Consider the following 22605-nt stretch of genomic DNA (forward strand, 5'->3'; position numbering starts at 1 on the left):
TGCCTGGGCACTCGACTGCGCAAGCACTGCGTCAATGCACAGGCATCCTGATTGTTTGGAGTTATGCCCCACGGCGCGCGAAGCGCCGCCGGAGGAATGAGCCCTTAGTCACTCCGTTGTAGGGCGCGTGGTGACAGACGCTCCGGAACCGCTCCGATAATGGGCAAGTGGTGTACTGCGTAACACTAGCGGTTTGAGCGGCTTTCTTTTGCCTACTTTTCTTTGCCGCTGCAAAGAAAAGTAGGTGCCGCCCCGCACAGGGGCAACGCTAATAGACCGACACGAAAACAAGGAAACGCGAAAAAGCGAAAAAAGCGAACACACTGAAATACAAAAAACCCCAAACCCTCACTCAAACATCTCACCAACCCAATCCGGCGCGTGCGCCGACGCACACTTCACCACCTTGGTAACGATATAAGTAAAGTACCGCTCGATCCCAAGATCCTCCATCAGCAGGCCATCAATGAAGCGCTGATAGTGATCGATATCCCGCGCAATCACATGCATCACATAATCGACACCACCACCCGTTGCATAGCACTGCACCACTTCACCGGCCGCGCCAATACGCTCCTCGAACCGCCGCATATCAGGCGCGGTATGCCGCGAAAGCGTCACCTCCACCACAATGCGGCTGCCCTTCACTACTCCGATCCAGTCGACATCCGCGCGATAACCGCGAATCACGCCACTCTCTTCGAGCTTGCGCACACGCTCCCAAGCAGGCGAGATCGACAGGTTCACCTCCTCGGCAAGCTTCGACTTGGTAATGCGGCCATCGCGCTCGAGAATGCGCAATATCGCCAAGTCATAGCGGTCGAGCTTGATCGCGCCCATCGCATTCATACCGCCACGCTCAGGTTGCGCTCGACCACGTCGGCCACCACGGCCACGGTGTCGCCCGCCTGCACGAGCCCCGGGAAGTGACGCGCCGCGAGCAGTCCGCTGCGCCGCGCCATATATTCCACAGGTCGCGCGCCGGTGCGATCGATGTCGTGCACGCGCGCGAGCACGTCGCCGGCTTCCACCATTTCGCCGAGGTCGCGGCACATCTCCAGCAGCCCGCGATGCTCGCTCGTCGTATAGCAACGCGCGTCGGGCATGTCGAGCAGCGTGGTCGTGCGCGGGCCGCCGTCGCGCGCGTCCATGCCGCGGTCGCTAGCTTTACGTTCGATCACCCCGGCATGCATGAGAAAGCCGCGCACGCCGCGATCCGCTATCGCCACGCTCGCCGCCGTGGACGTGCCGCCGCCGCCCAGTTCGGTCGAGACGAACACTTTGCCCGCTTCCTCCACGGCGCTGTCGAAGAGGCCCACGCTATCGAGTTCCAGCATGCGCATCGAATACGGCGCTCCGAATGCGCGCATCGCGTGCTCGCAACGCCGCTGCTGCTCACCGTCGGGCAGCACGTGAATCGCCGCGAACGGCACGAAGTCAAGCGTGCGTCCGCCCGCGTGAATATCGAGCACATAATCGGCGCGCGCGAGCAGATGACGCTGAAAATAATCGGCGATCTTCTCCGTCACCGTGCCGTCGGGCCGGCCCGGAAAGCTGCGGTTCAGGTTGCCCGCGTCGATGGGCGAGGTGCGCAGTCCCGCGCGAAACGCGGGATAGTTCATATACGGCACGATGATCACGCAGCCGTTCACCTCGGCGGCATCGAGCGAGCCCGCGAGCTTCGCGAGCGCGATCGGGCCTTCGTATTCGTCGCCGTGATTGCCGCCCGTGAGCAGCACGGTCGGTCCGTCGCCGCGCCTGACCACGGTAAGCGGAATCATGATCGCGCCCCACGCCGAATCGTCGCGCGAATAAGGCAGCTTCAGAAAGCCGTGTTGCACGCCCTCGGCGTCGAGGTCGATGGTGGGGGTGATGGGAGACGCGCGCATCGTCCCTACTCCTTCACGAATAGTTTGCGCGGCGTATTGCAGAATGTCTCCACGCCGGTTTCGGTAATCAAAATGCTTTCGGTAATTTCGAGGCCCCAGTCGTCGAGCCACAGGCCCGGCATGAAGTGAAACGTCATGCCGGGTTCGAGCACCGTGCGCTCGCCCGGGCGCAGGCTCATGGTGCGCTCGCCCCAGTCGGGCGGATAGCTCGCGCCGATCGGGTAGCCACAGCGGCTGTTCTTTTCGATGCCCGATTTGCGCAGCACCGCGAAGAATGCGTTGGCGATGTCCTCGCAGACATTGCCCGGCTTCGCGGCGGCGAGTCCCGCCTCGATGCCTTCGACCACGGCCTTTTCCGCATCCACGAAATGCCGCGGCGGCTTGCCGAGGTAGACGGTGCGCGACTGCGGGCAGTGATAGCGGCGGTAGCAGCCCGCGATCTCGAAGAAGGTGCCCGCATTCATACCGAATGCGGAGTCGTCCCAGGTCAGATGCGGTGCGCCGGCGTCGGAGCCGGTCGGCAGCAGCGGCACGATGGCCGGATAATCGCCGCCGTAACCCCCTACGCCTGTGATGCCGGCCGCGTAGATTCGCGCGACCAGGTCGCTCTTCTTCATGCCGGGCTCGACGGCTTCCAGAATGCTCGCGTGCATCTTCTCCACGATGCGGGCCGCAACCCGCATGTACTCGATCTCGCGCGCCGACTTCACGGCGCGCTGCCAGTTCACGAGCGCGGTGGCGTCGACCCAGCGCGCCTCCGGCAGATGACGCTGAAGCGCGCCATACGCGGCGGCGCTGAAGTAGTAGTTGTCGAGTTCCGCACCGATGCGCAGCTTCTCCCATCCGCGCGCCGTTACCACTTCGCGCGCGAGATAGTCCATCGGATGACGCTCGGTGGATTGCACGTAATGATCAGGATATCCAACGATATTATCGTGCGCGAGGAAGGTCGTGCGCTTCGCGCCGTTGGCGTCCTGACCGCGCCCGAACCATACGGGCTCGTCCTCCTGCGCGAGCAGCACGCACTGGTGCACGTAGAACGACCAGCCGTCGTAGCCCGTGAGCCAGTACATGTTGGTGGGATCGGTGACGATCAACAGGTCGATGCCGGCCTGCTGCATCGCCTTGCGCGTCTTCGCGATGCGCGCGTCGTATTCGCCGCGTGAGAACGCGAGACGCGGCGCCGCCGTGCTCACTGCGGTATTGAGCGCACTGTTCACATTCGCTTTAGTTTCATTCACTGCCGACATCGTCCCCTCTCAAAGCGTGACTGCATTGTGAAAAACCGTTCCGGCTTCCGCCGCGCGTGCACGCGCGAGTGCGAGTGCCGCAATCGCAGTGTCCTGCGCGCCGGTTCCGGTGAGGTCGCAAATCGTGATTTCGTCGTCGTGCGTGCGCGCGGGACGCTGGCCGGCGACGATTTCGCCGAGTTCGTCGAAGCGCGCATCGGCGGCCACCGCGCCCGCGCGAATTGCGTGCGCGAGTTCGCCGAGCACGCGCGTTTGCTGCATGCGGTCGCATACATAGCGCGCGGCTGCGAATACCGCCGGTGCGAGTTCGTTCTTGTACTCGGCATCCGAGCCCATCGCCGTGACGTGCAGGCCCGCGTGCAAGTCGCGCGCGCCAACGAGCGGTTCGCGGCTCGGTGTAGTCGTGACGGCAACATCGGCGCGCGCGAGCGCATCGTGCACGGACTGCGCGACGCGCGCCTGCACGCCGTGGCGGCGTTGCGCATCGGCGGCGAAGGCCTCGGCGCGCGCGCTGTCGCGCGCCCATACGCTCACGCGCTCGATCTTGCGCACCAGCATGAGCGCGTCGAGTTGCAGGCGCGCCTGCTCGCCCGCGCCGATGATGGCGGCGTTATGTGCATCGGCGCGCGCGAGCCAGCGCGCCGCGACCGCGCCCGCAGCCGCCGTGCGTACCGCGGTGAGGTAGCCGTTGTCGAGCAGCACCGCTTCGGTGAGGCCCGTTTGCGCGGAGAGCACGAGCATCAACCCGTTCAGGCTCGGCAAGCCGAGCGCAGGGTTGTTGAAAAAGCCGGGGCTGATCTTGATCGCGAACTGTTCGAAGCGCGGCAGATACGCGGTCTTCACGTCCACTTCGCCGTGGCGGTCGGCGAGCGCCATATTGAGGATCGGCGGCATCACCACGGCTTCGGTCGCAAGCGACGCGAAGGCGGCCTCCACCTGATCGATGGCGGCAAGATCGAGCGGGACGAGCGTGCGCAGTTGCGCTTCGCCAAGCAACGTAATCTGGCTATCAAAGCAGGCGCTATCAGGATGCATATTGGTCCTCCGTCACGATGCGGCGGTGCACCGTCATGTCGATATTCGCGCCGCTCACGACCACGACGATCGGTCCATCGGCATGCGCAATGTTCTGAATACGTCCTTCGAGCAGCGCGCCCATGCCCACGGCGCCCGCGCCTTCCACCACGAGCCGCTCCTCGCGATACGCATGAGCAATGCCGCGTGCGATGGAGGCCTCGTCGAGCAGGACCACGTCGTCCGCGAGCAGGCGCGTAAGCGCGAATGTATGGCGGTTCTCGAGTCCGATACCACCGCCCAGCGAGTCAGCCAATGTTTCGCGTTCCTCAACGTCTACCGGATGCCCCGCCGCGAGGCTCGCATGCATGGCCGCGCCGCGTACCATCGAAACGCCGACTGTCGAAATCGACGGCCGGATCTGCTTCGCCGCGAACGCCACGCCGCCAAAGAGCCCGCCGCCGGACAGCGGCACAATGAGCGTGGCCGCATCGGGCAATGCTTCGAGAATTTCGAGGCCGATCGTGGCTTGCCCCGCAATCACACGCAGGTCGTCGAACGGCGGCACGAACGCATAGCCTTCGTCGCGCACGAGGCTTCGCGCGGCGAGTTGCGCCTCGTCCTGGCTCTTGCCCGCGATCACCACGCGCGCCCCGAGCGCGGCGACCGCATCGACCTTGTTGCGCGGCACGAGCGCCGACATGCAAACAGCCGCCTCGATGCCGAGCGCGCGCGCGGCATAGGCGAGCGCGCGGCCATGATTGCCTGTCGATGCGGTGACCACGCGCGTCGCGCCTTGCTCGGCGAGTTGCGCGATGGCGTTGGTTGCGCCGCGCAGCTTGAAGCTGCCGGTCGGCTGCACGGTTTCGAGCTTGAGGTAGACCGGCGCGCCCATGCGTGCGGAGAGCGACGGCGACGGCACGAGCGGTGTGAGCGCGACGCGCCCGGCGAGGCGCTGACGTGCGCGATAAACGTCGGCAAGCGTGAGCGGTAATGAAAGCGGCGGTGATGAAAGCGGCGGTGATGAAAGCGGCGGCGACATGAAACGCACATTCCGTGAGTGATGCAGTGCGAACCAGTCTAATGTTCCAAAGCGGGCTTCCTAATGTCCTGGTACAATCCGCACCCCGCATTCGCCCAGGCCTTTCCCTGGGCTATCGTGTGGAGTCGCCTGGTGTCGCCTGGTGTCGCGTGGAATCGCGTGCAGGGCGCGCATCGACTTTGCCCCGCCACGCTCTCAGCTGAAATCGTGCACGTGCGGATACTGCTCGAATACGCCCGCAATCGTCTTCAGCGCATTCCTGCACGCGGCGTCGCCCGCCTCGGCGCCGAGGCAGATCCGCACTGCATTGGGCCGCGGCGTACTGCCGACGATAAACGGATCGGGCGAGGTCACGGCAATCTGCCGGTTGCGCAACTCGCGCACCACGCGCTCGGCCTGCCAATAATCGGGCACGCGCAACCAGGCCGATAAAGCGTTCGGATGCGCGCCCAGCACATATTCGCCGAGCGTTTCTCGCACCATCGCCTGGCGCGCCGCGAGGCGCTCGCGCTGCAATTCCACGAGGCGCCGCGCAGTGCCGTCCTGGATCCAGCGCGTGGCGATCTCCGCAATCGGCGAAGTCGCCATCCAGCTGCTCACGCGCAGCACGCTCTCGACCCGCAACGCCAGCCGGCGCGGCATCGCCAGATAGCCGGTGCGCAACCCCGTGAGCACCGACTTCGTCATGCTCGTGCAGTAGAACGCCAGCTCCGGAATCAGGCTCGCGATGGGCGTGCAGGTCTTCGCGGGCAGCGCGCCATAGACGTCGTCCTCGATCACGTAGACGCCATAGCGCTCCGCAATGCGCGCGATGGTGCGCCGCCGCGAGTCGGGCATCACCGACATCGTCGGGTTGTTGAAGGTCGGCGTGCAGACCAGCGCACTCACGCGCTCGCTGTCGCACATCTCCTCGAAATGCTCGGGCCGGATGCCGTGCTCGTCGAGTTCGAGCCCCTTGAGCGTGAACCCCAGCACATTTGCGAGACCGATCACGCCATGGTCCGTGAGGCTCTCGCACAGCACCGTGTCGCCGGGGCCGACCGTGGAGGCGAGTGCGAGAAAAATGCCCTGCGCCGCGCCATTGGTGATCAGCAGCGACTCCGGCTCGACCGGCATGTTCAGCGAGGCGAGCCACGCGGCGCCCGCCTGGCGATGATGCTCGAAGCCGGCGATGGGCCGAAACGAGCGGATCCACGGCTGGTCATCGAGCGTCGCGAGCGTGGCGCAGACCTCGCGCCAGGCCGCATCGTGCTCGGGCGTGTGAATGATGCGCGCAATCGAAAAGTCGACGATCTCGCGCTCCGCCGTGTCGAGGATGTAATTCGACATCGCCTCGGTCACGCGCGCCGCCACGAAGCTGCCGCGCCCGACCTCGCAGCGGATCAGCCCCTGCCGCTCCAGCTCCTTGTAGGCGTTGGTCACCGTCTGCACGCTGATGCCGAGCGCCGCCGCCACTTCGCGCTGCGGCGCGAGCCGCACGCCCGAGGCGAGCGTGCCGCTCTCGATGTCGAGCGCGATGGCTTTCACCAGCCGTTTGTATTTGGACTCCGCGCCGTGCACGGCCTCCACAGCGTCGTGCCATTTGCTTGAAACCGTCACCCGCACCATCTCATTGAGCTCCTCCGTAAACGCTCATGGTCGCTCAAAATCGGGGCGGTCGATAATTGTCCTAGTGCAATCGGCAAAAAAAAATGCATCGGTCAATAAGCGGACTCGATGCGCAGCCGCAGTTTGTCGACAGATCGGTATTTACCCTCGATACCCGCTGAATGCCGTGGCGCGGGAGAGTTTCTTGCGCAACTCATGCGGATTCACAATGCATCACGACGTGATATATCATTGTGAAACCACCCTGGCGACCCGTCGCGTGCATCGTGCGCATAGCTGCCGATAAAGTCATCGCGCTCGCCACGTGGCGCGCATTCGTCTCGCTCCGAAACCACTCGCCACGCAATGAGTCACCAGCTCCTATCGCCCTTAATTTTTGGGGGTGCGAAATGAGTGATGAAAAATCGGAAGCGCTTTTTCTATCGGAACAGGAAGCCCAGCGTCAATTACGCCGTGCTGTGATTGCCAGCACGATCGGCACCACAATCGAGTGGTACGACTTCTTTCTCTACAGCATTGTCACCGGCCTCGTCTTCGCGAAGCTCTATTTTCCTGAATCGGATCCGCTCGTCGGTACGCTGCAGGCGTTTCTGATCTACGCCGTGGGCTTCGTTGCACGGCCGGTTGGCGCGGCCATTTTCGGCCACTACGGCGACCGCGTCGGCCGCAAGGCCACGCTCATCGTCACGTTGCTGCTGATGGGGCTCGCCACCTTCGCCGTGGGCTTTGTTCCGACCTATGCGTCCATCGGCATCTGGGGCGCCGTGCTGCTCACCGTGCTGCGCTTCATTCAAGGCGTGGGCGTGGGCGGCGAATGGGGCGGCTCGGTCCTGATGTCGATGGAATGGGCGCGCACCAACAAGCACCGCGGCTTCGTCGCTTCCTGGCCGCAGTTCGGCGTGCCGGCGGGGTTGTTCGTCTCCAACCTGGTGGTGCTGGCCGTCAGCCAGATCTCCGGCAGCAGTTTCATCACCTGGGGTTGGCGCGTGCCGTTCTTCCTGAGCATCATCCTGGTCGCAATCGGCCTCTACATTCGCCTGAGCATTCTCGAAACGCCGATCTTCGCGAAGCTGCTTGCCGAACATAAGGTCGAGAAAGCGCCGGCGATGGAGGTCATTCGCCGCCAGCCGAAAGACATTGTGCTCTCGGCATTCGCACGCATGGCCGAACAGGCGCCGTTCTATATTTTCACGGCCTTCGTTTTCGCCTATGGCGTGAAGACGCTCGGCGCCTCGCGCGACCTGATGCTTTCGGCCGTGCTGGCCGCCGCCGTGCTGGAATTTTTCACCATCCCATTCTTTGGTCACGTGTCCGATCTGATTGGACGCAAGCGCATGTATATGATCGGCGCTGCCTGCGCCGGCATATTCGGCTTTATTTTCTTTGCGATGATCGACACCCGTAATCCAGTGCTGATTTTCGCGGCTGTCGTGCTTTCGCTGGTGCCGCACTCGATGCTTTACGGACCGCAGGCCGCGTTGATCGCCGAGTCGTTCACGGGGCGGCTGCGTTACAGCGGTGCCTCGCTCGGGTATCAACTCGCTTCCGTGATTGCCGGCGGACCCGCGCCGCTGATTGCCACCGCGCTCTTTGCTTATTACCACACGGGCTATGCAATCGCCGCTTATATTTTCGTGTGCGGCGTGGTGAGTCTCGTGGCCGCCTGGCGCATGGGCGACTACACGAACAAGGATATTTCGCAGGAATACGACGAAGCGCGACCGTTGGGCGATCGCGGTCACACGGCCCGGCACGCTTGACGCTTTTTGCGGCTCACGCGGTAATTTTTTCGCGCGAGCAGGTTGCTTTCCCTTATGCCCGGCAATTCGCCGTACATAGGGGAAAGCGCCTTTTCTGTTTCCCGTCCCTTTCGCAATATTCGCGACATTTGCAACATTCACGGCATTCACGGCATTCACGGCATTCACGGCATTCACGGCATTCACGGCATTCACGGCATTCACGGCATTCGCCATCGCGCCAATATCCGGCCATTCGCGCCGGACGGAACCGGTTGCATCGCCAACAAGCCGTTTTCACGAGTTAAACTGCCGGTCGATAAAATCACGATTCGAACGGGGGAGTTGGCATGGGCGAGGCGCATTCTCATTCTTGGCCCGGGCAGGGTTTTTTGGGCGCATTCCTGAAGACCCCGGAGAAAGAACAGGCGGTATTGCGCGTATCGCTCGGCGGCGTGGTTCTGCTCGCTTATCTGGTTGCCGCCTCGGTTTATCGCACCCGGAGTATCTACGAGACAACGGCACTGGTCGCGCTTTACGTGGCCTTCGGCGGGCTCACCTACGTTGCCGCAACGGTAGCGCCGGAACGCTCGCGCCTGCGACTGCCCCTCACCACGATCTCCGACCAGGCCTTATTGATCGCGCTGCTCGCGGTTGGCGGCCAGGTGGCGCTCCCGCTGCTCTGGGTCGTCTTCTGGTTCCTGGTGGGCGCGGGGTGCCGGTACGGCCAACGCATGCTGGCGCTTTCGTGCGCGGTCGCGCTGAGCGGTCTCGCGGGCCTGATGCTCTGGCACCCATGGTGGCACGCGAATCTTCTGGCCGGCCTCGGCGTGGCGCTCAGCCTCGCGGCGACCTCGATCTATCTGGCGGTGCTGGTGCGCCGGCTCGAAAAGCAGGCCGCAACCGACCCGCTCACGGGGCTGAGCAATCGTGTCCGGCTCGAACATGCCATCGCGCGCACCCTGGCCATTCGCGGCCCCGAAGCGAATCAAGCCGCGTTGCTGCTCGTCGATCTCGATGGCTTCAAGGAAGTCAACGACGCGCACGGGCATGCGGTGGGCGACGAACTGCTGCGCAGCTTTGCAGCGGCGCTGGCGAGCGGCATGCGTCGCGGCGACACGCTCGCCCGCCTCGGTGGCGATGAATTCGTGTTGCTGGCGCATCAGATTCACGACAGGGCAGGCGCGCTGACCATCGCCACGCAAATTCACGCGATCCTGAGCACCTTGTGCACCGTGGCCGGACATCCGGTGATCGTTTCGGGCAGCATTGGCGTCTGCATGCTGGCGCAAGAGAGCGGCGCGGCGCCGCTCGACGCCCGCACGTTGATGCGCGCCGCCGATAGCGCCATGTATCGCGCGAAGTCGCGCGGAAACGGGCAGACGGTGTTCGCCGAAGCGCACGAGATGCGCCCGGGCGCATGAACGCGTGACGCCGTCACACTCCGGTTAGCCCGAACGTTGTGCTGCGCATGGCACGAACGATCCCCCCTCGCACGCCGCTCAAGCAGCCGGTTCATCGTCGCCATGACGGGCGGCATCGCGCTTCGGCCGGCGCACCGCGCGGATTTTTCCGCTGTCGCCGCCGCCGCAGAAAAACTGCCCGGCGCCATCCGACTCCAGTCCCGAGATGCCCGTCCCCGGCGGCATCTCGAGCCGCTCGAGCACCTTGCCCGTGTTCGGATCGATACGTCGCAAGTCGCTTTCGTCGCCTTCCCAGGTGGCGTGCCATAGCTCGCCGTCCACCCACGTCACGCCCGTGACGAAGCGGCTCGATTCGATGGTCCGCAGAATCTCGCCGGTTTCCGGATCGACCTGGTGAATCTTGCGCTCGCGATACTCGCCCACCCAGAGCGTGCCGTCGGCCCATGCGAGCCCCGAATCGCCGCCCTTGCCCGGTGCCGGCAGCGTCGCGAGCACGCGGCCCGTCTGCGGGTCGATCTTCTGGATCCGCGCCTCGGCAATCTGGAACAGGTGCTGGCCGTCGAAGGCCGTGCCCGCATGCGCGGCCACGTCGAGCGAGCGCAGCGTCTCGCCGCTCTGCGGATCGAGCGCCGCCAGCCGGTCGCCGGTCGCGTACCAGAGCTGGCTGCCGTCGTAGGTGACGCCGTTCACCCTCTCGACACCCGGGAAAGGGCCGTATTCGCGAATGATGCTGGCCTGGCTGGCGATATTGGCGGTGTCGCGCTTCATCGTGTCCTCCTCTCGTGCGTCCGATTCCATGCTAGTCGCCCGGCAGCGGCGCAGGGAGTAACAAGCTGGTCGCGAATCCGGGCGCGGGCGGCATGGTCCAGCGGCGCGCGCGCCCCTGTCCGAACGCCTGCACCTTCTGCCCCGCCGCCAGCGCGTCGAGCGCGCGCTGCACGGTGCGCTGGCTCGCGCCCAGTGCGAGCGCGAGCGCCGAGCTCGACCACGACTCGCCGTCCGCGAGCAAGGCGAGCACCGCCGCGTGCTGCTCTTCCACGGGCCGCGCGAGCACGGCCACCTCGCGCGCGTTGCATGGCGCGAGCGCGAAACCCCGCTGCGTCGCGTCGATATCCGCGATACCGCGCAGCAAGCTGCGCAGCCGCCCGATCTCGACGCGCAAGCGCGCACGGTGCGTTTCGTCTGCGTGTTTCATGCGAAAGGCGCGCGCGATGAGCGCATCGCGCGGCACATCGCCGGGCCACGCTTCGGCCAGCGCGCGAGCCAGCACGAACAGCACGGGCCGCCGCGCGAGCGGCACCACGACCGCTTCTTCGCGCACGACGTAGCGGCACGCGTCGACCACCAGCGCCTGCGAAGCCAGCAAGGCTTCCACTTCTTCGAGCAGCATGGCGCGCGTCTCGCCCCGCGCGACGAGGCGCGCGGCAGGCGCTTCGAGCAGTTGCGCCGCGCGCTCCACTTCGGCGTAAAGCGGCGCGATGCCAGCAAGACGCGCAGCATGCGCGGCAGCGGCCAATGCTTCGCGGGCCGCTTGTGTCTGAATGCGCCGCATGGCGATGCCTGCCTCGATCAGCGCATGCGCCGCGCGCAATGCGGGCGGCAACGGTGCGGGATCGATATCGGCGAGCAGGCCTTCAGCGTCGGCGAGGCGGCCGATCAGCAGCAAACGGCGAATCTCCAGGTAGCGCGCATGCGCGGCGTTCAGGCGGTCGCCATGCGCTTCGAGCGTGCGGCGCGCCGTATCGAGCGTGGCCACAGGCCAGCCGAGATCGCGCGAGGCGAGCGCAATTTCCGCTTGCGCAACGAGGCAGCGCGCGCGAGCCACCGCTTCCTTCGCGCCGAATGCGCGCGACGCGCGACGCAGCAGCGCCTTCGCGCGTTCGAGGTCGCCAAGCTGCGCCATGGCGATGCCGCGCAGCGCGAGCGCGGGCGGGTCGTCGCGCAACGCGACGCGATTCAGCGCGCCGAGCGGGTCACCGGCCGCGAGCGCGCGCGCCGCAGCCGTGATCAGCGAGTCCATGCTCATTGGAATCCCGACACACTTGTCACTCCCTCCCGTGCGAAGCCCCGGCCTAATCTACCACGGCATTCAGGCGGTTTTTGAAGCACTGTCCACTGAGGTCCGCTCAGGCCGACATTGACACAGGAGGCAACCATGGCAACGCATACGACTGGAACGCGCGAGCAATGGCTCGCGGCAAGGCTCGATCTGCTCGCAGCCGAAAAGGAACTCACCCGGCGCAGCGACGCGCTGGCGCGGCAGCGCCAGGCCCTGCCTTGGGTGCGCGTCGACAAGACTTATTCGTTCGAGACCGAACAGGGGCAAGCGACGCTGCCGGACCTCTTCGCCGGACGCTCGCAACTGCTCGTCTATCACTTCATGTTCGGCCCCGACTACGCGGCGGGCTGCCCGTCGTGCTCGGCGCTCGCCGACGGATTTGCCGCCAGCGTCGCGCATCTCGCGAATCATGACGTGACGCTCATGGCGGTCTCGCGCGCGCCGCTCGCGAAGCTGCTGGCTTACCGGCAACGCATGGGATGGACGTTTGCGTGGGCTTCGTCGCGCGGCAACGATTTCAACTTCGACTTCAACGTCTCGTTCACGGTCGAGCAGCAGCGCGAAGGCAACGTCGAATACAACTACATGCGCGGCAGCCACGCGATGGACATGGAGCCACCGCCGGAACCCGTCGCGCAGTTCGCCGCAAGCTGCGGCACCGACGCCGCCACCTATGCGCGCGACCGTCCCGGCATGAGCGCGTTCGTGCTCGAAGACGGCGTGGTCTATCACACCTACTCGACCTACGCGCGCGGGCTCGACGGCCTGTGGAGCATGTACCAGTGGCTCGACCGTGCGCCCAGAGGACGCAACGAAACGGGCATCTGGTGGAAGCGGCACGACGAGTACGCCCACCGCTGAGATCGCCGGGATTGCCGAGGCAAGCCATGAACATCGTCGACATGACGCGCGTGCCCGGGGCATCCCGGCGCGGCGCGTCGAACGGATTCCTGATTGGCGCGGCGGCGCTGCTCTTCGCGGCGAGCGCGGCCGCGACGGTGCGGCGCTATGCGTACATGGCGGCGATGAGCGGAACGCCGATGGCGGGACGCTGGATGCTATCGGCAATATGGACGCCGATGTGCGGGCAGACGTGGTTGCATGCCGCCGCCGCGTTTGCCTGCATGTGGGCGATCATGATGCCCGCGATGATGCTTCCCGTGCTCGTGCCGATGTTGCTGCGCGAGCGCGCGGCGTGGATCGATTTTCCGCCCCTTCGATCTGGATTGCTAACTATCCTGGCTGGCACGGGATACTTTCTGTTCTGGATGCTGGCCGGATTCGCGGCATTTCCACTGGGCGCCGCGTTGGCCGCGATCGCCATGCGGGTGCCGGCGCTCGCTCACGCGGCGCCAGCCGCCGCGGGCGCCGTCGTTGTGCTCGCGAGCCTGCTTCAGTTCACGTCATGGAAATCGAAGCGGCTCGCCTGCTGCCGGGAAATGCATCGATGCACGCGGCGCACGCCCAATGGTGCGCGTGCGGCACTGGGCCGTGGGATGCGCCTCGGGTTGCATTGCGGATTGTGCTGCGGCAACTGGATGGCCGTACTGCTCGTGGTGGGCGTGATGGATTGGCGGGCGATGGCCATCGTCACGACGGTCATCGTCGCGGAGCGCGTAGCGCCATGTCACAGGCAGGTTGTGCGGATCATCGCGCTGGCCGGCGTTGCTGCCGGGGTGTCGATGATGGTATGGACCGCATTGGCGCCATAACGGCATGACCGCCGCTGTCATGCGACAGGGCCGCGAAGCGCCGCTCGCCCACGGCGGCGCCCCAGGCAACCACCCAGCGCGTCGCCATGGTCCGCTCGGCAGCGGCATCGGCTTGAATGAGGCGCTTCATCGCGAGGCTAAGGCGATGCATGGCGTAACGTTTTCGGCGCGTCTCGGTCTCAGTGCGCATAATCATCGTCAGACCTTTTCCGGTTGCGTGACTGGCGAAGCAGAAGGCCGAGTAGAACAGAAAGTTTATTCAGCAGGGGCCGAAAATGTGGCACGGCGCAGCGGCGCGGAATCGATAAGACTGCGGATAAGACTGCGGATAAGACCGCGCCCCTTTTTTACGAAGCGAAAACGGCGAGCGCGCCCTCGCGAAGATCGCCGAGGGCGCGATCTCCGTCACGCTGGGCGTCGGTTTCGTGCATGAATGCGGTCTCGCTATATGCAATGACCTTGAAACCGCTGCCAGCAGGCCTCGGAATGGTAATGCCCCAATGCCAGCCGCCTTCCTGCTCGAAGACATGCAGCCTTGGGGACGGGTGCAGCGTTGGCGTTTCGGACGTCATGTTGGCACGCCCTCCTTTTAGAAAGCATTCCATTTCATTGGCAGATTCACCCAGTTTAGGCATCATTTTGCTGCGGTGCAATACGGATTGTTACCGAGCGTTTTCGCGGCTGTGCGCCTCTTGATCCGGATATTAGGGTTTCAAGGGAAACCATCGCTACATAGCGTTGCAAACGGAAATAACAATTACAAAAACGTGAAGCTCAAAACGTGAAGCGGCAAGCCGCTCTGCCGAAGCCCCCGGCGCGGCGATACGCAAGCGCAAGCCGAGCGGGTATCATCGAATCCCGTTAAAAAACCCTGCCGGACCTTGCTTATGAACACTCCTGCCGATGCTTCGTCGCCGCGCGCGCTGCGTGCGCTCACGCCGCTGGAAGCACGCATCGTTGGCGTGCTGATCGAGAAGCAGCACACCGTGCCGGACACCTATCCGCTCTCGCTGAACGCGCTCACCTCGGGATGCAACCAGAAGACCGCGCGCACGCCGGTCATGAACGTGAGCGAGGCCGAGGCGCTGAGCGCCATCGAAGACCTCAAGCTGCTGAGTCTCGTATTCGAAGGCAGCAGCAGCCGCGTGCCGCGTTTCGAGCACAACCTGAACCGCGTGCTCGGCGTGCCGACGCAAGCCGTTGCGCTGCTCACGGTGCTCATGCTGCGCGGCGCGCAAACCGCCGCCGAATTGCGCCTGAATTCCGCGCGCCTGCACGGTTTCGCCGACGTGTCCTCGGTCGAGGCCTTTCTGAGCGAACTCGCCGAACGCGAGCCGCCGCTCGTGGTGAAGCTGCCGCGCGCGCCCGGCGAGCGTGAAAGCCGCTGGATGCACCTGCTGTGCGGCGAAGTGAGCATGAGCGTACCGGCGTTCGCCGGGGCGGATGTTGGCGAGCGCGAAGCGGGCGGCGTCACGCCGGACGAATACGAAGCGCTGAAGGCCGAACAAGAGCGTCTTTCCGATGAAGTCGCAAGGCTGCGGATGCTGGTCGAGCGCATGGCGGAAGAGCTTGGCATTTCGGTCGAGAAGCTCGCCGGCGCCGAGTAAAACCGCACCGGGCGGGACAGGGGGCATCCTGTGCACCGCCCGCGAGTGCCGATACTGAATCGGCATGAGCGTCGTTATTTTCGCGTTCCTCCTCGCCATCTTTCATCGATCAACCCATCGATTGTTCACAGCTCAAAACAATCAATTCAGCGCACGCGCCTTTCCAGCGCGCCGGCGCCTCCGTACACTGGCCTCCATCAACCCACCTGGCGAGGAGACGAGATGCAGGCCTATACGGATAACGCGGACGTAGTCCACTTCATTGGCGGCAAGACCGAGCGCGGGACGGGCGACCGTAGCCAGCCGGTGTTCAATCCGGCCACCGGCGAGGCCGCGCGCCGTCTGGTGCTGGGCGAAGCCGCCGACGTCGATGCCGCCGTGGCGAGCGCGAAAGCCGCGTTCCCCGCCTGGCGCGACACCCCGCCCATTCGCCGCGCGCGCATCCTGCTGCGCTTTCTCGAGCTGATGAACCGTCACGCGGACGAACTCGCGGCCATCATCACGGCCGAGCACGGCAAAGTCTTCACCGATGCGCAGGGCGAAGTCGCTCGCGGCATCGACGTCATCGAATTCGCCTGCGGTATTCCGCAACTGCTCAAGGGCGACTACACGGAGCAAGTCTCCACCGGCATGGACAACTGGACCGTGCGCCAGCCGCTGGGCGTGGTCGCCGGCATCACGCCGTTCAACTTCCCGTGCATGGTGCCTTGCTGGATGTTCCCGGTTGCGCTGGCAGCGGGCTGCACATTCATCCTCAAGCCGAGCGAGCGCGATCCTTCGCCGTCGCTGTTCATGGCGCGGCTCCTGAAGGAAGCCGGTCTGCCGGACGGCGTGTTCAACGTCGTGCAGGGCGACAAGGTCGCCGTCGACGCACTGCTCGCGCATCGCGACGTGAAGGCCGTGAGCTTCGTCGGCTCCACGCCGATCGCGAACTACATCTACGAAACCGGTGCGAAGCACGGCAAGCGCGTGCAGGCGCTCGGCGGCGCGAAGAACCACATGGTGGTGATGCCCGACGCGGACCTCGAAAAGACCGTGGACGCACTGATCGGCGCCGGCTACGGTTCGGCGGGCGAGCGCTGCATGGCGATCTCGGTCGCGGTGCTGGTAGGTGACGTGGCCGACAAGGTGGTACCGCTTCTGGCCGAGCGCGCGAAGCGCCTCGTCATCAAGAACGGCATGGAACTCGATGCGGAAATGGGCCCGATCGTCACGCGCCAGGCGCTGGAGCGCATCGAAGGCTATATCGCGAGCGGCGTGGAAGAAGGCGCGACGCTCGTGGTGGACGGCCGCGGCCACAAGGTGCCGGGCCACGAGAACGGCTTCTTCACCGGCGGCACGCTGTTCGACAACGTCACGCCCGAGATGCGCATCTACAAGGAAGAAATCTTCGGTCCGGTGCTGGCCTGCGTGCGCGTGAAGGACTTCGCCGAAGCCGTGCAACTGATCAACGACCACGAATTCGGCAACGGCGTCGCCTGCTTCACGCGCGACGGCAACGTGGCGCGCGAATTCGGTCGCCAGATCGAAGTGGGCATGGTGGGCATCAACGTGCCGATTCCGGTGCCGATGGCATGGCACGGCTTCGGCGGCTGGAAGCGCAGCCTGTTCGGCGACATGCACGCCTATGGCGAAGAAGGCGTGCGCTTCTATACGAAGCAGAAGTCGATCATGCAGCGCTGGCCCGAAAGCACCGAAAAGGGTGCGGAGTTCACGATGCCTGTCGCCAAGTAACGCGTAGCGCGAAGTAAAACGACTGCGCCACTGCCTGGGTGAACCGGGCAGTGGCGCAGTTGCATTCTGGAGGGCCTTCGGCGTCAGGGCCATCGCATGAAAGGTAAAAGCGGTTGTCACCAAAGTTGTAAGCCCAGCGCCATGACGTGTCCACTCCGGGTTTTGCCCGGAGAAAGCCCATGCAGGAACGACAGGAGTGGCGTGCCTGCAAACGAGGCGGCGCTTCGTCGGGATCGCGCTGGACGCGGTGCATCGCTTGACGCGCGAATAAAAGGCCCCGCCGAAGCGAGGTAAAACTGGCTACGCTTACTTACCATCGCAGCAATTGTCCGGACAGCCTGGACTAAGTTGAAGCGTTACGCTTCGGCTTTCATCGTCGTAGCTTCCAGGATTGCCGATTGATCCAACATGCGACTTAATTTCTATGGGTGCTTTCACAAGCCCATCGTCCAGCGCCAGTTTGGCAATTGAAACCCCCCGGGAAATCGAAAGAGTATCCGGCATATATTCATTCGGTTGGGCGTATGCACCAATACTTAGCCATTGTTGAATCGGATATTTCCCATTCATTGAATCCGCCCAATCTTTAAGTCGCTTCGCGTCTTCAGGCGACAAGGATTTTTCATTCTTTTTGAATGGCAATGAAATTTGCTCGCCCGGCATGTTTTGCGACCCCTTGCATTCTGCAAGGCTCTGTGACGAAAATATAGAAAACGTCGAAAAGGCAGCCAAAAGAATGCATGATTTCATTTTTTCTCTCATCTCAATCTTGATAACCAAATCGTTTTTCCTCATATAGCACATATCCGGCCAGGCTATCCGCATTTTTCAGTGCCAACTCCGGGTTATGCCGCCCCCAAAATGCGAGCGGTCGCGAAATAGAATACATCGGATCACCGCTTGCGAACGTGTCAGTAAAATGCGTCACCTCATGGATGATCGTTGAGACACGCGAGTCGTGGTCCTGGTCTTCGTCGCGTAATCCAGTACAGAATTTGAGGCTTATGCTGATTAGCTTGCGTTCCGTGTTCGGCCCACAAACGTGGGCGGCCTCGCCATCCGTGTTCATTCTTGGCGTACAGCCTAATATGCGGTCCGTCGCGGGGTCTGCGCGAACCAGGCTCGCCGGGGTAAGAGATTTGATGACGTTCGAAACGCACAAAAATCCGGAGAGCAGATACCGGCGTGTACCTTCGTCGCTCCTTCCGAACCAATATTGCATCCTGTCTCTTGTTTTTACGTCGTTTCTATTTAAGTCATCAATTCTTCGATCGACCGCCATTGCGGCCCAACACAAGAGTCGCTTAGCCATTACCCTGAATTCACTGTTCGTCATATTTGGGCAAATCGGCGTAGTATTGATTTTCACTTCGACCATCGAGTCAGGATTCGTGTTGGTGACAGCGGAATCGTGGACGACAAACCATTCTTCGTCTTCGCTTCGCTTGAATCCATACTTATTGTCGTTAGAGAACTCATTCATAGGTGAAGCTTCCTTGTGTGTATAGTTTTAGTCTTTCCATTCCGTCGGTTGCGATGCGCTCCGTTTCACCGCGTCCGTTTGTCGTGCCACTGATAACGCGCCCGCGATCCGTGACGATTCGATAGCGCACGCCCGCGAGCGGCTGACCGTTGCCAGCTTTGAGCGCGAATTGTTCGTCGTATACGTCGTGCCGCGGGGCGCGTGCCGCAATGCTTGCGCCGTCGCGCTCGGGCGCGGCCTCAGGCGTCTTATGCACGAACACGCCGACATCGGGACCCGCAATAACGCGGTTCTTTCCGCAAGGACATAAGACGCGATCCCCCTGGATTACCACTTGTGTATCACCGTCGCTCATTCCCTCGCCAGTGCCGAACATAGGAAACGTGCCTTCACAGGTGCCGCACGTTGCATGCTCCAGATGAAGCGCGATTTTTTTGCCGTTGTCGTGTATGTCCGCCTTATGAGCCAGGACCTTTCCGCCCGTAGTGGTAGGGTCGCCGAATCTGACTACAGGAATGTCCATTTAGGTCGCTCCCTCACGCCTATCGACTTCAAGCGTTAGCCGTTGCGCGGCCGTGGTACTAAGTCTTCGCGTGTGCCCGCTTGAATCGGTTACGCCGCTTTCGATTACTGCTGAATCGCTGCGCACGCGATAGCGCACGCCCGCGAGCGCTCGACCTTCGGCGTCCCTGAGCGTAAATTGTTCGTCATACACAGGACTTCGCCCGGGCGCTTCAGCAGCCCGTATGGCCTTTTCTTCGCCCCGGTCATGGATCTTCCATGTGCGCCCATACACCGCAATGATTCGGGGCGGCTCGGCGCACTTGCACAGGACAATGTCGTCGCCCACTGCCTGACGCCGCCCGCCGTTGGCGAGATCATTCAGGCGTCTGCGTTCGTTTAACCCCGCGCCGTAAGTAATCAGGCCAACGCTATCGCATCGGGAGCAATATGCCTTGTCTCCGATAAAGGCCAGGCGCCGGCGATTGCCGTCTTCGCCCTGGATCGTTCCGCATCGCTTGCTTGCATACACGTGACTTCCCGGGCCACTTGTCAATGGATCATCTTCGACTGCTGCGTAATAGATGCCGACCATACCGCCCTCCTTTGGAGCCCGAAATAAATTCATGCTCGCTCAATCAAAATCGACAAAATGCCAGTCAGCCATGACGTGTCCCCTCCGGGTTTTGCCCGGAGAAAGCCCATGCAGGAACGACAGGAGTGGCGTGCCTGCAAACGGGGCGGCGCTTCGTCGGGATCGCGCTGGACCCAGTGTATTTCGATGACGCGTGCGAACGCATCAGCGAAGCGTAGCGCCAAGGCGCGCGCTTTTCGATCATGCGGACGCGGCACGGTGGACAGGAACGCTTGAGGCTCGAATAAAAGGCCCCGCCGAAGTGGGGTAAAACTTATTGGTTACTTTCCAGCGCTTTCTTTATTGATGCGCATTTTGGGGTTTTCGACGTTTCCATATCATCAGGACACGCAAGCCATTCGTAGAAATTCAGTTCTTGCGCAGCGACCTTCGCTCGACAAGCGGATACCTGAAAATCTGTATCAGGCGTGTAATCACCTCCCCAATTGTTGAATGAATGCGCTATTAGCTCGCAATCGGACTTTATCTTTTCACCCCAAATTTCATGGTTCTTATCTAATTCAATCCGTTTGCTCCCAGTTGCAAGTTTTCGAAGACTCGAATATAGCTTCTCCGAGTCTGATAGCATCTTATCCGTATCAATCTTCGAGCACCTCAGGGCGTCATCCCGCGTTTTAGCGTTTGCCTCACAGGTTGAATCCGCGAACGAAGACGCTGATACAACTAGAGCAGTCGCAACCGTAAATAACTTAATGGCTAGCATCGTAGTTTCCATCTCTAAAAAGATTGGCTTCTGCACGACGACGCTTCACCAGTCCACTCGGATGTGCGCCACCTGCTAACGTGTATTCCATGAATTTTGCCGGAACTCGGTCATAGTGGCCTGTGTTGACTAGATTCAACAAGCCCTGATTGTGGTGCCGAAGGTTGTAAACGAAATCCACTAGTGCATCGTACTCGTATTGATACAGTGGTATGTGGATACGTTGATTGACGATCCGTTGAGGATCAGTTAGGTCGTGTCGCATCAGTTCGTGTGCCTGTGCTACCGTGATTCCATTCAGGAACAGCGCTTCCGATGTCGCACCAGAGATCGGCCCCGTATGGACAAAATGTCCGAATCCAATCGTGGTATTTCCACCGCCTCCAGCACCGTCATTATCATACAGGTGTGCGCGGAACTGCTCCCACGCTTCGGTAAATGCAACTCCTGCTGGTGATACCTGCCACGGCTTACAGAGGCGATCCGTTTGTACATTTACGCAAGAATTCGGATTCGTGTTTGTCACTGCTGTTGCGAGTGCATCAGGCATTAGTTTTCCTCTCTGTGACCAAGATAGATGCGCACAGTTTGCGCATCGTTTGTTTCGTGGCGGTTCGTGCGGCCCGCGCGGTCTGTTGTCCCGTGAACCAGGTTTCCGTTCGCCAGGCACACCGTGTAATACATCTCCGCGAGCACCCGGCCTTCGCTGTCCCTGAGCGTAAATTGCTCGTCGTAGGTAGCGCATTGCGCAGATGTCGAACGGGTCGACGCTGTGACTGCTAACCCGCCGCCCTCGTAGTCTTCGTAAGTGCAGCTACGTGCGTACACCGCGACAACGCGCGGGTGTCGCTCGCATTTGCAGAGCACGATATCGCCGCTTACGGCTTCGAATGCGTTCAACCGCTCGTCCCAGCCTCGGAGACTTTCTTTGATACCTGCGTCGGCGAGGATCGGCCCAAAACTCTTGCACACTCCGCACCATGCCTCCTGGCCGAGGTGCGTTTGTCTGCGTAGTCGCCCGTGCTGATCCTCAATGGTCGAGTGATCCGAACCGCCGATAACGCGGCTATCGCTGCCGTTATCGAGCGGATCGCCTTCAACAATTGCATAGTAGACCGTCAATTATTGCTCCCTGTGCCCGAGATAAAGCGCTAGTTGCTGCGTACCATCCGTCTTGTATCGTGCAGTCCTGCCCGATGAATCGGCAACACCGTGGAGAAAATCGCCGGACGGCATACGCACCGTGTACCACGCATTCGCAAGTGCTTTACCTGTGGTATCGGTTAGCGTGAACTGTTGGTCATAGGCGTGGCTTCGCCCGGGCGCTTCAGCAGCCCGTATGGCCTTTTCTTCGCCCCGGTCATGGATCTTCCATGTGCGCCCATACACTGCAATGATGCGGGGCGGCTCCGCGCACTTGCACAGGACAATATCGTCGCCCACTGCCTGACGCCGCCCGCCGTTGGCAAGATCATTCAGGCGTCTGCGTTCGTTTAACCCCGCGCCGTAAGTAATCAGGCCAACGCTATCGCATCGGGAGCAATATGCCTTGTCTCCGATAAAGGCCAGGCGCCGGCGCTTGCCGTCTTCGCCCTGGATCGTTGCGCATCGCTTGCTTGCATACACCTGACTTCCTGGGCCACTTGTCAATGGATCATCTTCGACTGCTGCGTAATAGATGCCAACCATACCGACCTCCTTTGGAACCCGAAATAAATCCATGCTCGCTCAATCAAAATCGACAAAATTCCTGTCAGCCGTTTCCGGGTCGTAGATTGCGCACCGGTTCATCGAAGGTTTGCCAAGTTCATCGGCTGCAACCGTAGGCGGCATTCTTGCGATTGCCTGCTCCGCTGCATCGTGAATTTGCCCGGTTGACCACTCGCCCATAGCTATCAGCAGACAAGCTGGCACCCCCTTGAATGTTGAACATTCGACCGGCCCGGCACTGCGACCGGTGAGCTAAACGGGGCTTATGGTTTGCCCGTTCAGGCGATGCATCACGCGATGCCGTGGAGCGCGATATAGGATTCGTCCGAAAAGAGAGCAAGCGCGGGCGCGCCCGCAGGGCAATCGCATGAAATGTAAAAACGCCTGTCACAAAAGTTGTAAACCCGCGCCATGACGCGTTTACTCTGGCTTTTGCCCGGAGAAGACCCCATGCAGGACGTGCTGAGCATCGAGG

24 protein-coding genes are annotated in these 22605 nt (G+C 62.3%); 7 read left to right on the plus strand and 17 right to left on the minus strand.

Annotated features, from left to right (window positions below; translation table 11 throughout):
* Positions 1 to 348 precede the first annotated feature (348 nt).
* The 6 genes from L5014_RS17780 to ehuR form a co-directional block, all read right to left on the minus strand.
* Positions 349 to 840, minus strand: a complete 492-nt coding sequence (locus L5014_RS17780; protein WP_238465078.1) for an Lrp/AsnC family transcriptional regulator — start codon at positions 838 to 840, stop codon at positions 349 to 351.
* 5 nt (positions 841 to 845) lie between these two features.
* Entirely contained in the window at positions 846 to 1889 is a 1044-nt protein-coding gene (gene doeB / locus L5014_RS17785; protein ID WP_238465045.1) for a N(2)-acetyl-L-2,4-diaminobutanoate deacetylase DoeB, read from the minus strand.
* Positions 1890 to 1894: 5 nt separating this feature from the next.
* Complete coding sequence (doeA, locus tag L5014_RS17790) at positions 1895 to 3139, minus strand: ectoine hydrolase DoeA (protein ID WP_238465046.1); 1245 nt, start codon at positions 3137 to 3139, stop codon at positions 1895 to 1897.
* A gap of 9 nt (positions 3140 to 3148) precedes the next feature.
* Positions 3149 to 4174: a cyclodeaminase gene (locus tag L5014_RS17795; RefSeq protein WP_238465047.1), complete on the minus strand. Its 1026-nt coding sequence runs from the start codon at positions 4172 to 4174 to the stop codon at positions 3149 to 3151.
* On the minus strand, positions 4164 to 5195 hold the full coding sequence (gene eutB / locus L5014_RS17800) for a hydroxyectoine utilization dehydratase EutB (RefSeq protein WP_238465048.1): 1032 nt from the start codon (positions 5193 to 5195) through the stop codon (positions 4164 to 4166). The genes L5014_RS17795 and eutB overlap by 11 nt, the downstream gene beginning before the upstream one ends.
* Positions 5196 to 5390: 195 nt before the next feature.
* Positions 5391 to 6803 (minus strand): MocR-like ectoine utilization transcription factor EhuR, encoded by a 1413-nt coding sequence (ehuR, locus tag L5014_RS17805; RefSeq protein ID WP_238465049.1) that lies wholly within the window; start codon positions 6801 to 6803, stop codon positions 5391 to 5393.
* Positions 6804 to 7192: 389 nt separating this feature from the next.
* On the opposite strand from ehuR, the gene L5014_RS17810 reads away from it, so the two are divergent.
* From L5014_RS17810 to L5014_RS17820, 3 genes are read left to right on the plus strand one after another with little or no spacing between them, the layout of a single operon-like run.
* Positions 7193 to 8563: an MFS transporter gene (locus tag L5014_RS17810; RefSeq protein WP_238465050.1), complete on the plus strand. Its 1371-nt coding sequence runs from the start codon at positions 7193 to 7195 to the stop codon at positions 8561 to 8563.
* 54 nt (positions 8564 to 8617) lie between these two features.
* On the plus strand, positions 8618 to 8950 hold the full coding sequence (locus tag L5014_RS17815; RefSeq protein ID WP_238465051.1) for a hypothetical protein: 333 nt from the start codon (positions 8618 to 8620) through the stop codon (positions 8948 to 8950).
* On the plus strand, positions 8935 to 9966 hold the full coding sequence (locus L5014_RS17820; protein ID WP_338019300.1) for a diguanylate cyclase domain-containing protein: 1032 nt from the start codon (positions 8935 to 8937) through the stop codon (positions 9964 to 9966). The genes L5014_RS17815 and L5014_RS17820 overlap by 16 nt, the downstream gene beginning before the upstream one ends.
* A gap of 78 nt (positions 9967 to 10044) precedes the next feature.
* Here L5014_RS17820 and L5014_RS17825 read toward each other — a convergent pair whose 3' ends face one another.
* Both L5014_RS17825 and L5014_RS17830 read right to left on the minus strand, forming a co-directional pair.
* Positions 10045 to 10734: a Vgb family protein gene (locus tag L5014_RS17825; RefSeq protein WP_238465053.1), complete on the minus strand. Its 690-nt coding sequence runs from the start codon at positions 10732 to 10734 to the stop codon at positions 10045 to 10047.
* A gap of 31 nt (positions 10735 to 10765) precedes the next feature.
* Positions 10766 to 11986, minus strand: coding sequence for a helix-turn-helix domain-containing protein (locus L5014_RS17830; RefSeq protein ID WP_238465054.1), 1221 nt, complete (start codon positions 11984 to 11986; stop codon positions 10766 to 10768).
* A gap of 135 nt (positions 11987 to 12121) precedes the next feature.
* On the opposite strand from L5014_RS17830, the gene L5014_RS17835 reads away from it, so the two are divergent.
* Complete coding sequence (locus L5014_RS17835) at positions 12122 to 12886, plus strand: DUF899 domain-containing protein (RefSeq protein WP_238465055.1); 765 nt, start codon at positions 12122 to 12124, stop codon at positions 12884 to 12886.
* Positions 12887 to 12912: 26 nt separating this feature from the next.
* Entirely contained in the window at positions 12913 to 13737 is an 825-nt protein-coding gene (locus L5014_RS17840; RefSeq protein WP_238465056.1) for a DUF2182 domain-containing protein, read from the plus strand.
* A gap of 347 nt (positions 13738 to 14084) precedes the next feature.
* Here the strand turns inward: L5014_RS17840 and L5014_RS17845 are convergent, their stop codons facing one another.
* Positions 14085 to 14375 carry a hypothetical protein gene (locus tag L5014_RS17845; RefSeq protein WP_420800086.1) on the minus strand — a complete coding sequence of 97 codons (291 nt, stop codon included), beginning with the start codon at positions 14373 to 14375 and terminating at the stop codon, positions 14085 to 14087.
* 249 nt (positions 14376 to 14624) lie between these two features.
* Here L5014_RS17845 and L5014_RS17850 point away from each other — a divergent pair, with 249 nt between their 5' ends.
* Positions 14625 to 15344 carry a YceH family protein gene (locus tag L5014_RS17850; protein WP_238465057.1) on the plus strand — a complete coding sequence of 240 codons (720 nt, stop codon included), beginning with the start codon at positions 14625 to 14627 and terminating at the stop codon, positions 15342 to 15344.
* 222 nt (positions 15345 to 15566) lie between these two features.
* Positions 15567 to 17078 carry a CoA-acylating methylmalonate-semialdehyde dehydrogenase gene (locus L5014_RS17855; RefSeq protein WP_238465058.1) on the plus strand — a complete coding sequence of 504 codons (1512 nt, stop codon included), beginning with the start codon at positions 15567 to 15569 and terminating at the stop codon, positions 17076 to 17078.
* Between the two features lie 306 nt (positions 17079 to 17384).
* Here L5014_RS17855 and L5014_RS17860 read toward each other — a convergent pair whose 3' ends face one another.
* The 8 genes from L5014_RS17860 to L5014_RS17895 all read right to left on the minus strand — a co-directional run.
* Positions 17385 to 17858: a hypothetical protein gene (locus tag L5014_RS17860; RefSeq protein ID WP_238465059.1), complete on the minus strand. Its 474-nt coding sequence runs from the start codon at positions 17856 to 17858 to the stop codon at positions 17385 to 17387.
* On the minus strand, positions 17842 to 18561 hold the full coding sequence (locus L5014_RS17865) for a M35 family metalloendopeptidase (RefSeq protein WP_238465060.1): 720 nt from the start codon (positions 18559 to 18561) through the stop codon (positions 17842 to 17844). The genes L5014_RS17860 and L5014_RS17865 overlap by 17 nt, the downstream gene beginning before the upstream one ends.
* Positions 18554 to 19084 (minus strand): PAAR domain-containing protein, encoded by a 531-nt coding sequence (locus L5014_RS17870; protein ID WP_238465061.1) that lies wholly within the window; start codon positions 19082 to 19084, stop codon positions 18554 to 18556. The genes L5014_RS17865 and L5014_RS17870 overlap by 8 nt, the downstream gene beginning before the upstream one ends.
* Positions 19085 to 19657, minus strand: a complete 573-nt coding sequence (locus L5014_RS17875; RefSeq protein WP_238465062.1) for a PAAR domain-containing protein — start codon at positions 19655 to 19657, stop codon at positions 19085 to 19087.
* 749 nt (positions 19658 to 20406) lie between these two features.
* On the minus strand, positions 20407 to 20970 hold the full coding sequence (locus L5014_RS17880) for a lysozyme (RefSeq protein WP_238465063.1): 564 nt from the start codon (positions 20968 to 20970) through the stop codon (positions 20407 to 20409).
* Entirely contained in the window at positions 20970 to 21542 is a 573-nt protein-coding gene (locus L5014_RS17885; protein ID WP_238465064.1) for a PAAR domain-containing protein, read from the minus strand. Before L5014_RS17885 ends, L5014_RS17880 begins: the two co-directional genes overlap by 1 nt.
* Positions 21543 to 22109 (minus strand): PAAR domain-containing protein, encoded by a 567-nt coding sequence (locus L5014_RS17890; RefSeq protein WP_238465065.1) that lies wholly within the window; start codon positions 22107 to 22109, stop codon positions 21543 to 21545.
* Positions 22110 to 22420: 311 nt separating this feature from the next.
* The coding region (locus L5014_RS17895) for a hypothetical protein (RefSeq protein WP_238465066.1) at positions 22421 to 22605 on the minus strand (185 nt) is incomplete at its 5' end.

Source organism: Paraburkholderia tagetis, from assembly GCF_022213065.1.
Taxonomy (GTDB): Bacteria; Pseudomonadota; Gammaproteobacteria; order Burkholderiales; family Burkholderiaceae; genus Paraburkholderia; species Paraburkholderia tagetis.

Excerpts from the sequence above, each read along its gene's own strand:
- L5014_RS17780 (WP_238465078.1), bottom strand. The coding sequence starts at position 840 with ATGGGCGCGATCAAGCTCGACCGCTATGACTTGGCGATATTGCGCATT.
- doeB (WP_238465045.1), bottom strand. The coding sequence starts at position 1,889 with ATGCGCGCGTCTCCCATCACCCCCACCATCGACCTCGACGCCGAGGGC.
- doeA (WP_238465046.1), bottom strand. The coding sequence starts at position 3,139 with ATGTCGGCAGTGAATGAAACTAAAGCGAATGTGAACAGTGCGCTCAAT.
- L5014_RS17795 (WP_238465047.1), bottom strand. The coding sequence starts at position 4,174 with ATGCATCCTGATAGCGCCTGCTTTGATAGCCAGATTACGTTGCTTGGC.
- eutB (WP_238465048.1), bottom strand. The coding sequence starts at position 5,195 with ATGTCGCCGCCGCTTTCATCACCGCCGCTTTCATCACCGCCGCTTTCA.
- ehuR (WP_238465049.1), bottom strand. The coding sequence starts at position 6,803 with ATGGTGCGGGTGACGGTTTCAAGCAAATGGCACGACGCTGTGGAGGCC.
- L5014_RS17810 (WP_238465050.1), top strand. The coding sequence starts at position 7,193 with ATGAGTGATGAAAAATCGGAAGCGCTTTTTCTATCGGAACAGGAAGCC.
- L5014_RS17815 (WP_238465051.1), top strand. The coding sequence starts at position 8,618 with ATGCCCGGCAATTCGCCGTACATAGGGGAAAGCGCCTTTTCTGTTTCC.
- L5014_RS17825 (WP_238465053.1), bottom strand. The coding sequence starts at position 10,734 with ATGAAGCGCGACACCGCCAATATCGCCAGCCAGGCCAGCATCATTCGC.
- L5014_RS17830 (WP_238465054.1), bottom strand. The coding sequence starts at position 11,986 with ATGGACTCGCTGATCACGGCTGCGGCGCGCGCGCTCGCGGCCGGTGAC.
- L5014_RS17835 (WP_238465055.1), top strand. The coding sequence starts at position 12,122 with ATGGCAACGCATACGACTGGAACGCGCGAGCAATGGCTCGCGGCAAGG.
- L5014_RS17840 (WP_238465056.1), top strand. The coding sequence starts at position 12,913 with ATGAACATCGTCGACATGACGCGCGTGCCCGGGGCATCCCGGCGCGGC.
- L5014_RS17845 (WP_420800086.1), bottom strand. The coding sequence starts at position 14,375 with ATGATGCCTAAACTGGGTGAATCTGCCAATGAAATGGAATGCTTTCTA.
- L5014_RS17850 (WP_238465057.1), top strand. The coding sequence starts at position 14,625 with ATGAACACTCCTGCCGATGCTTCGTCGCCGCGCGCGCTGCGTGCGCTC.
- L5014_RS17855 (WP_238465058.1), top strand. The coding sequence starts at position 15,567 with ATGCAGGCCTATACGGATAACGCGGACGTAGTCCACTTCATTGGCGGC.
- L5014_RS17865 (WP_238465060.1), bottom strand. The coding sequence starts at position 18,561 with ATGAATGAGTTCTCTAACGACAATAAGTATGGATTCAAGCGAAGCGAA.
- L5014_RS17870 (WP_238465061.1), bottom strand. The coding sequence starts at position 19,084 with ATGGACATTCCTGTAGTCAGATTCGGCGACCCTACCACTACGGGCGGA.
- L5014_RS17875 (WP_238465062.1), bottom strand. The coding sequence starts at position 19,657 with ATGGTCGGCATCTATTACGCAGCAGTCGAAGATGATCCATTGACAAGT.
- L5014_RS17880 (WP_238465063.1), bottom strand. The coding sequence starts at position 20,970 with ATGCCTGATGCACTCGCAACAGCAGTGACAAACACGAATCCGAATTCT.
- L5014_RS17890 (WP_238465065.1), bottom strand. The coding sequence starts at position 22,109 with ATGGTTGGCATCTATTACGCAGCAGTCGAAGATGATCCATTGACAAGT.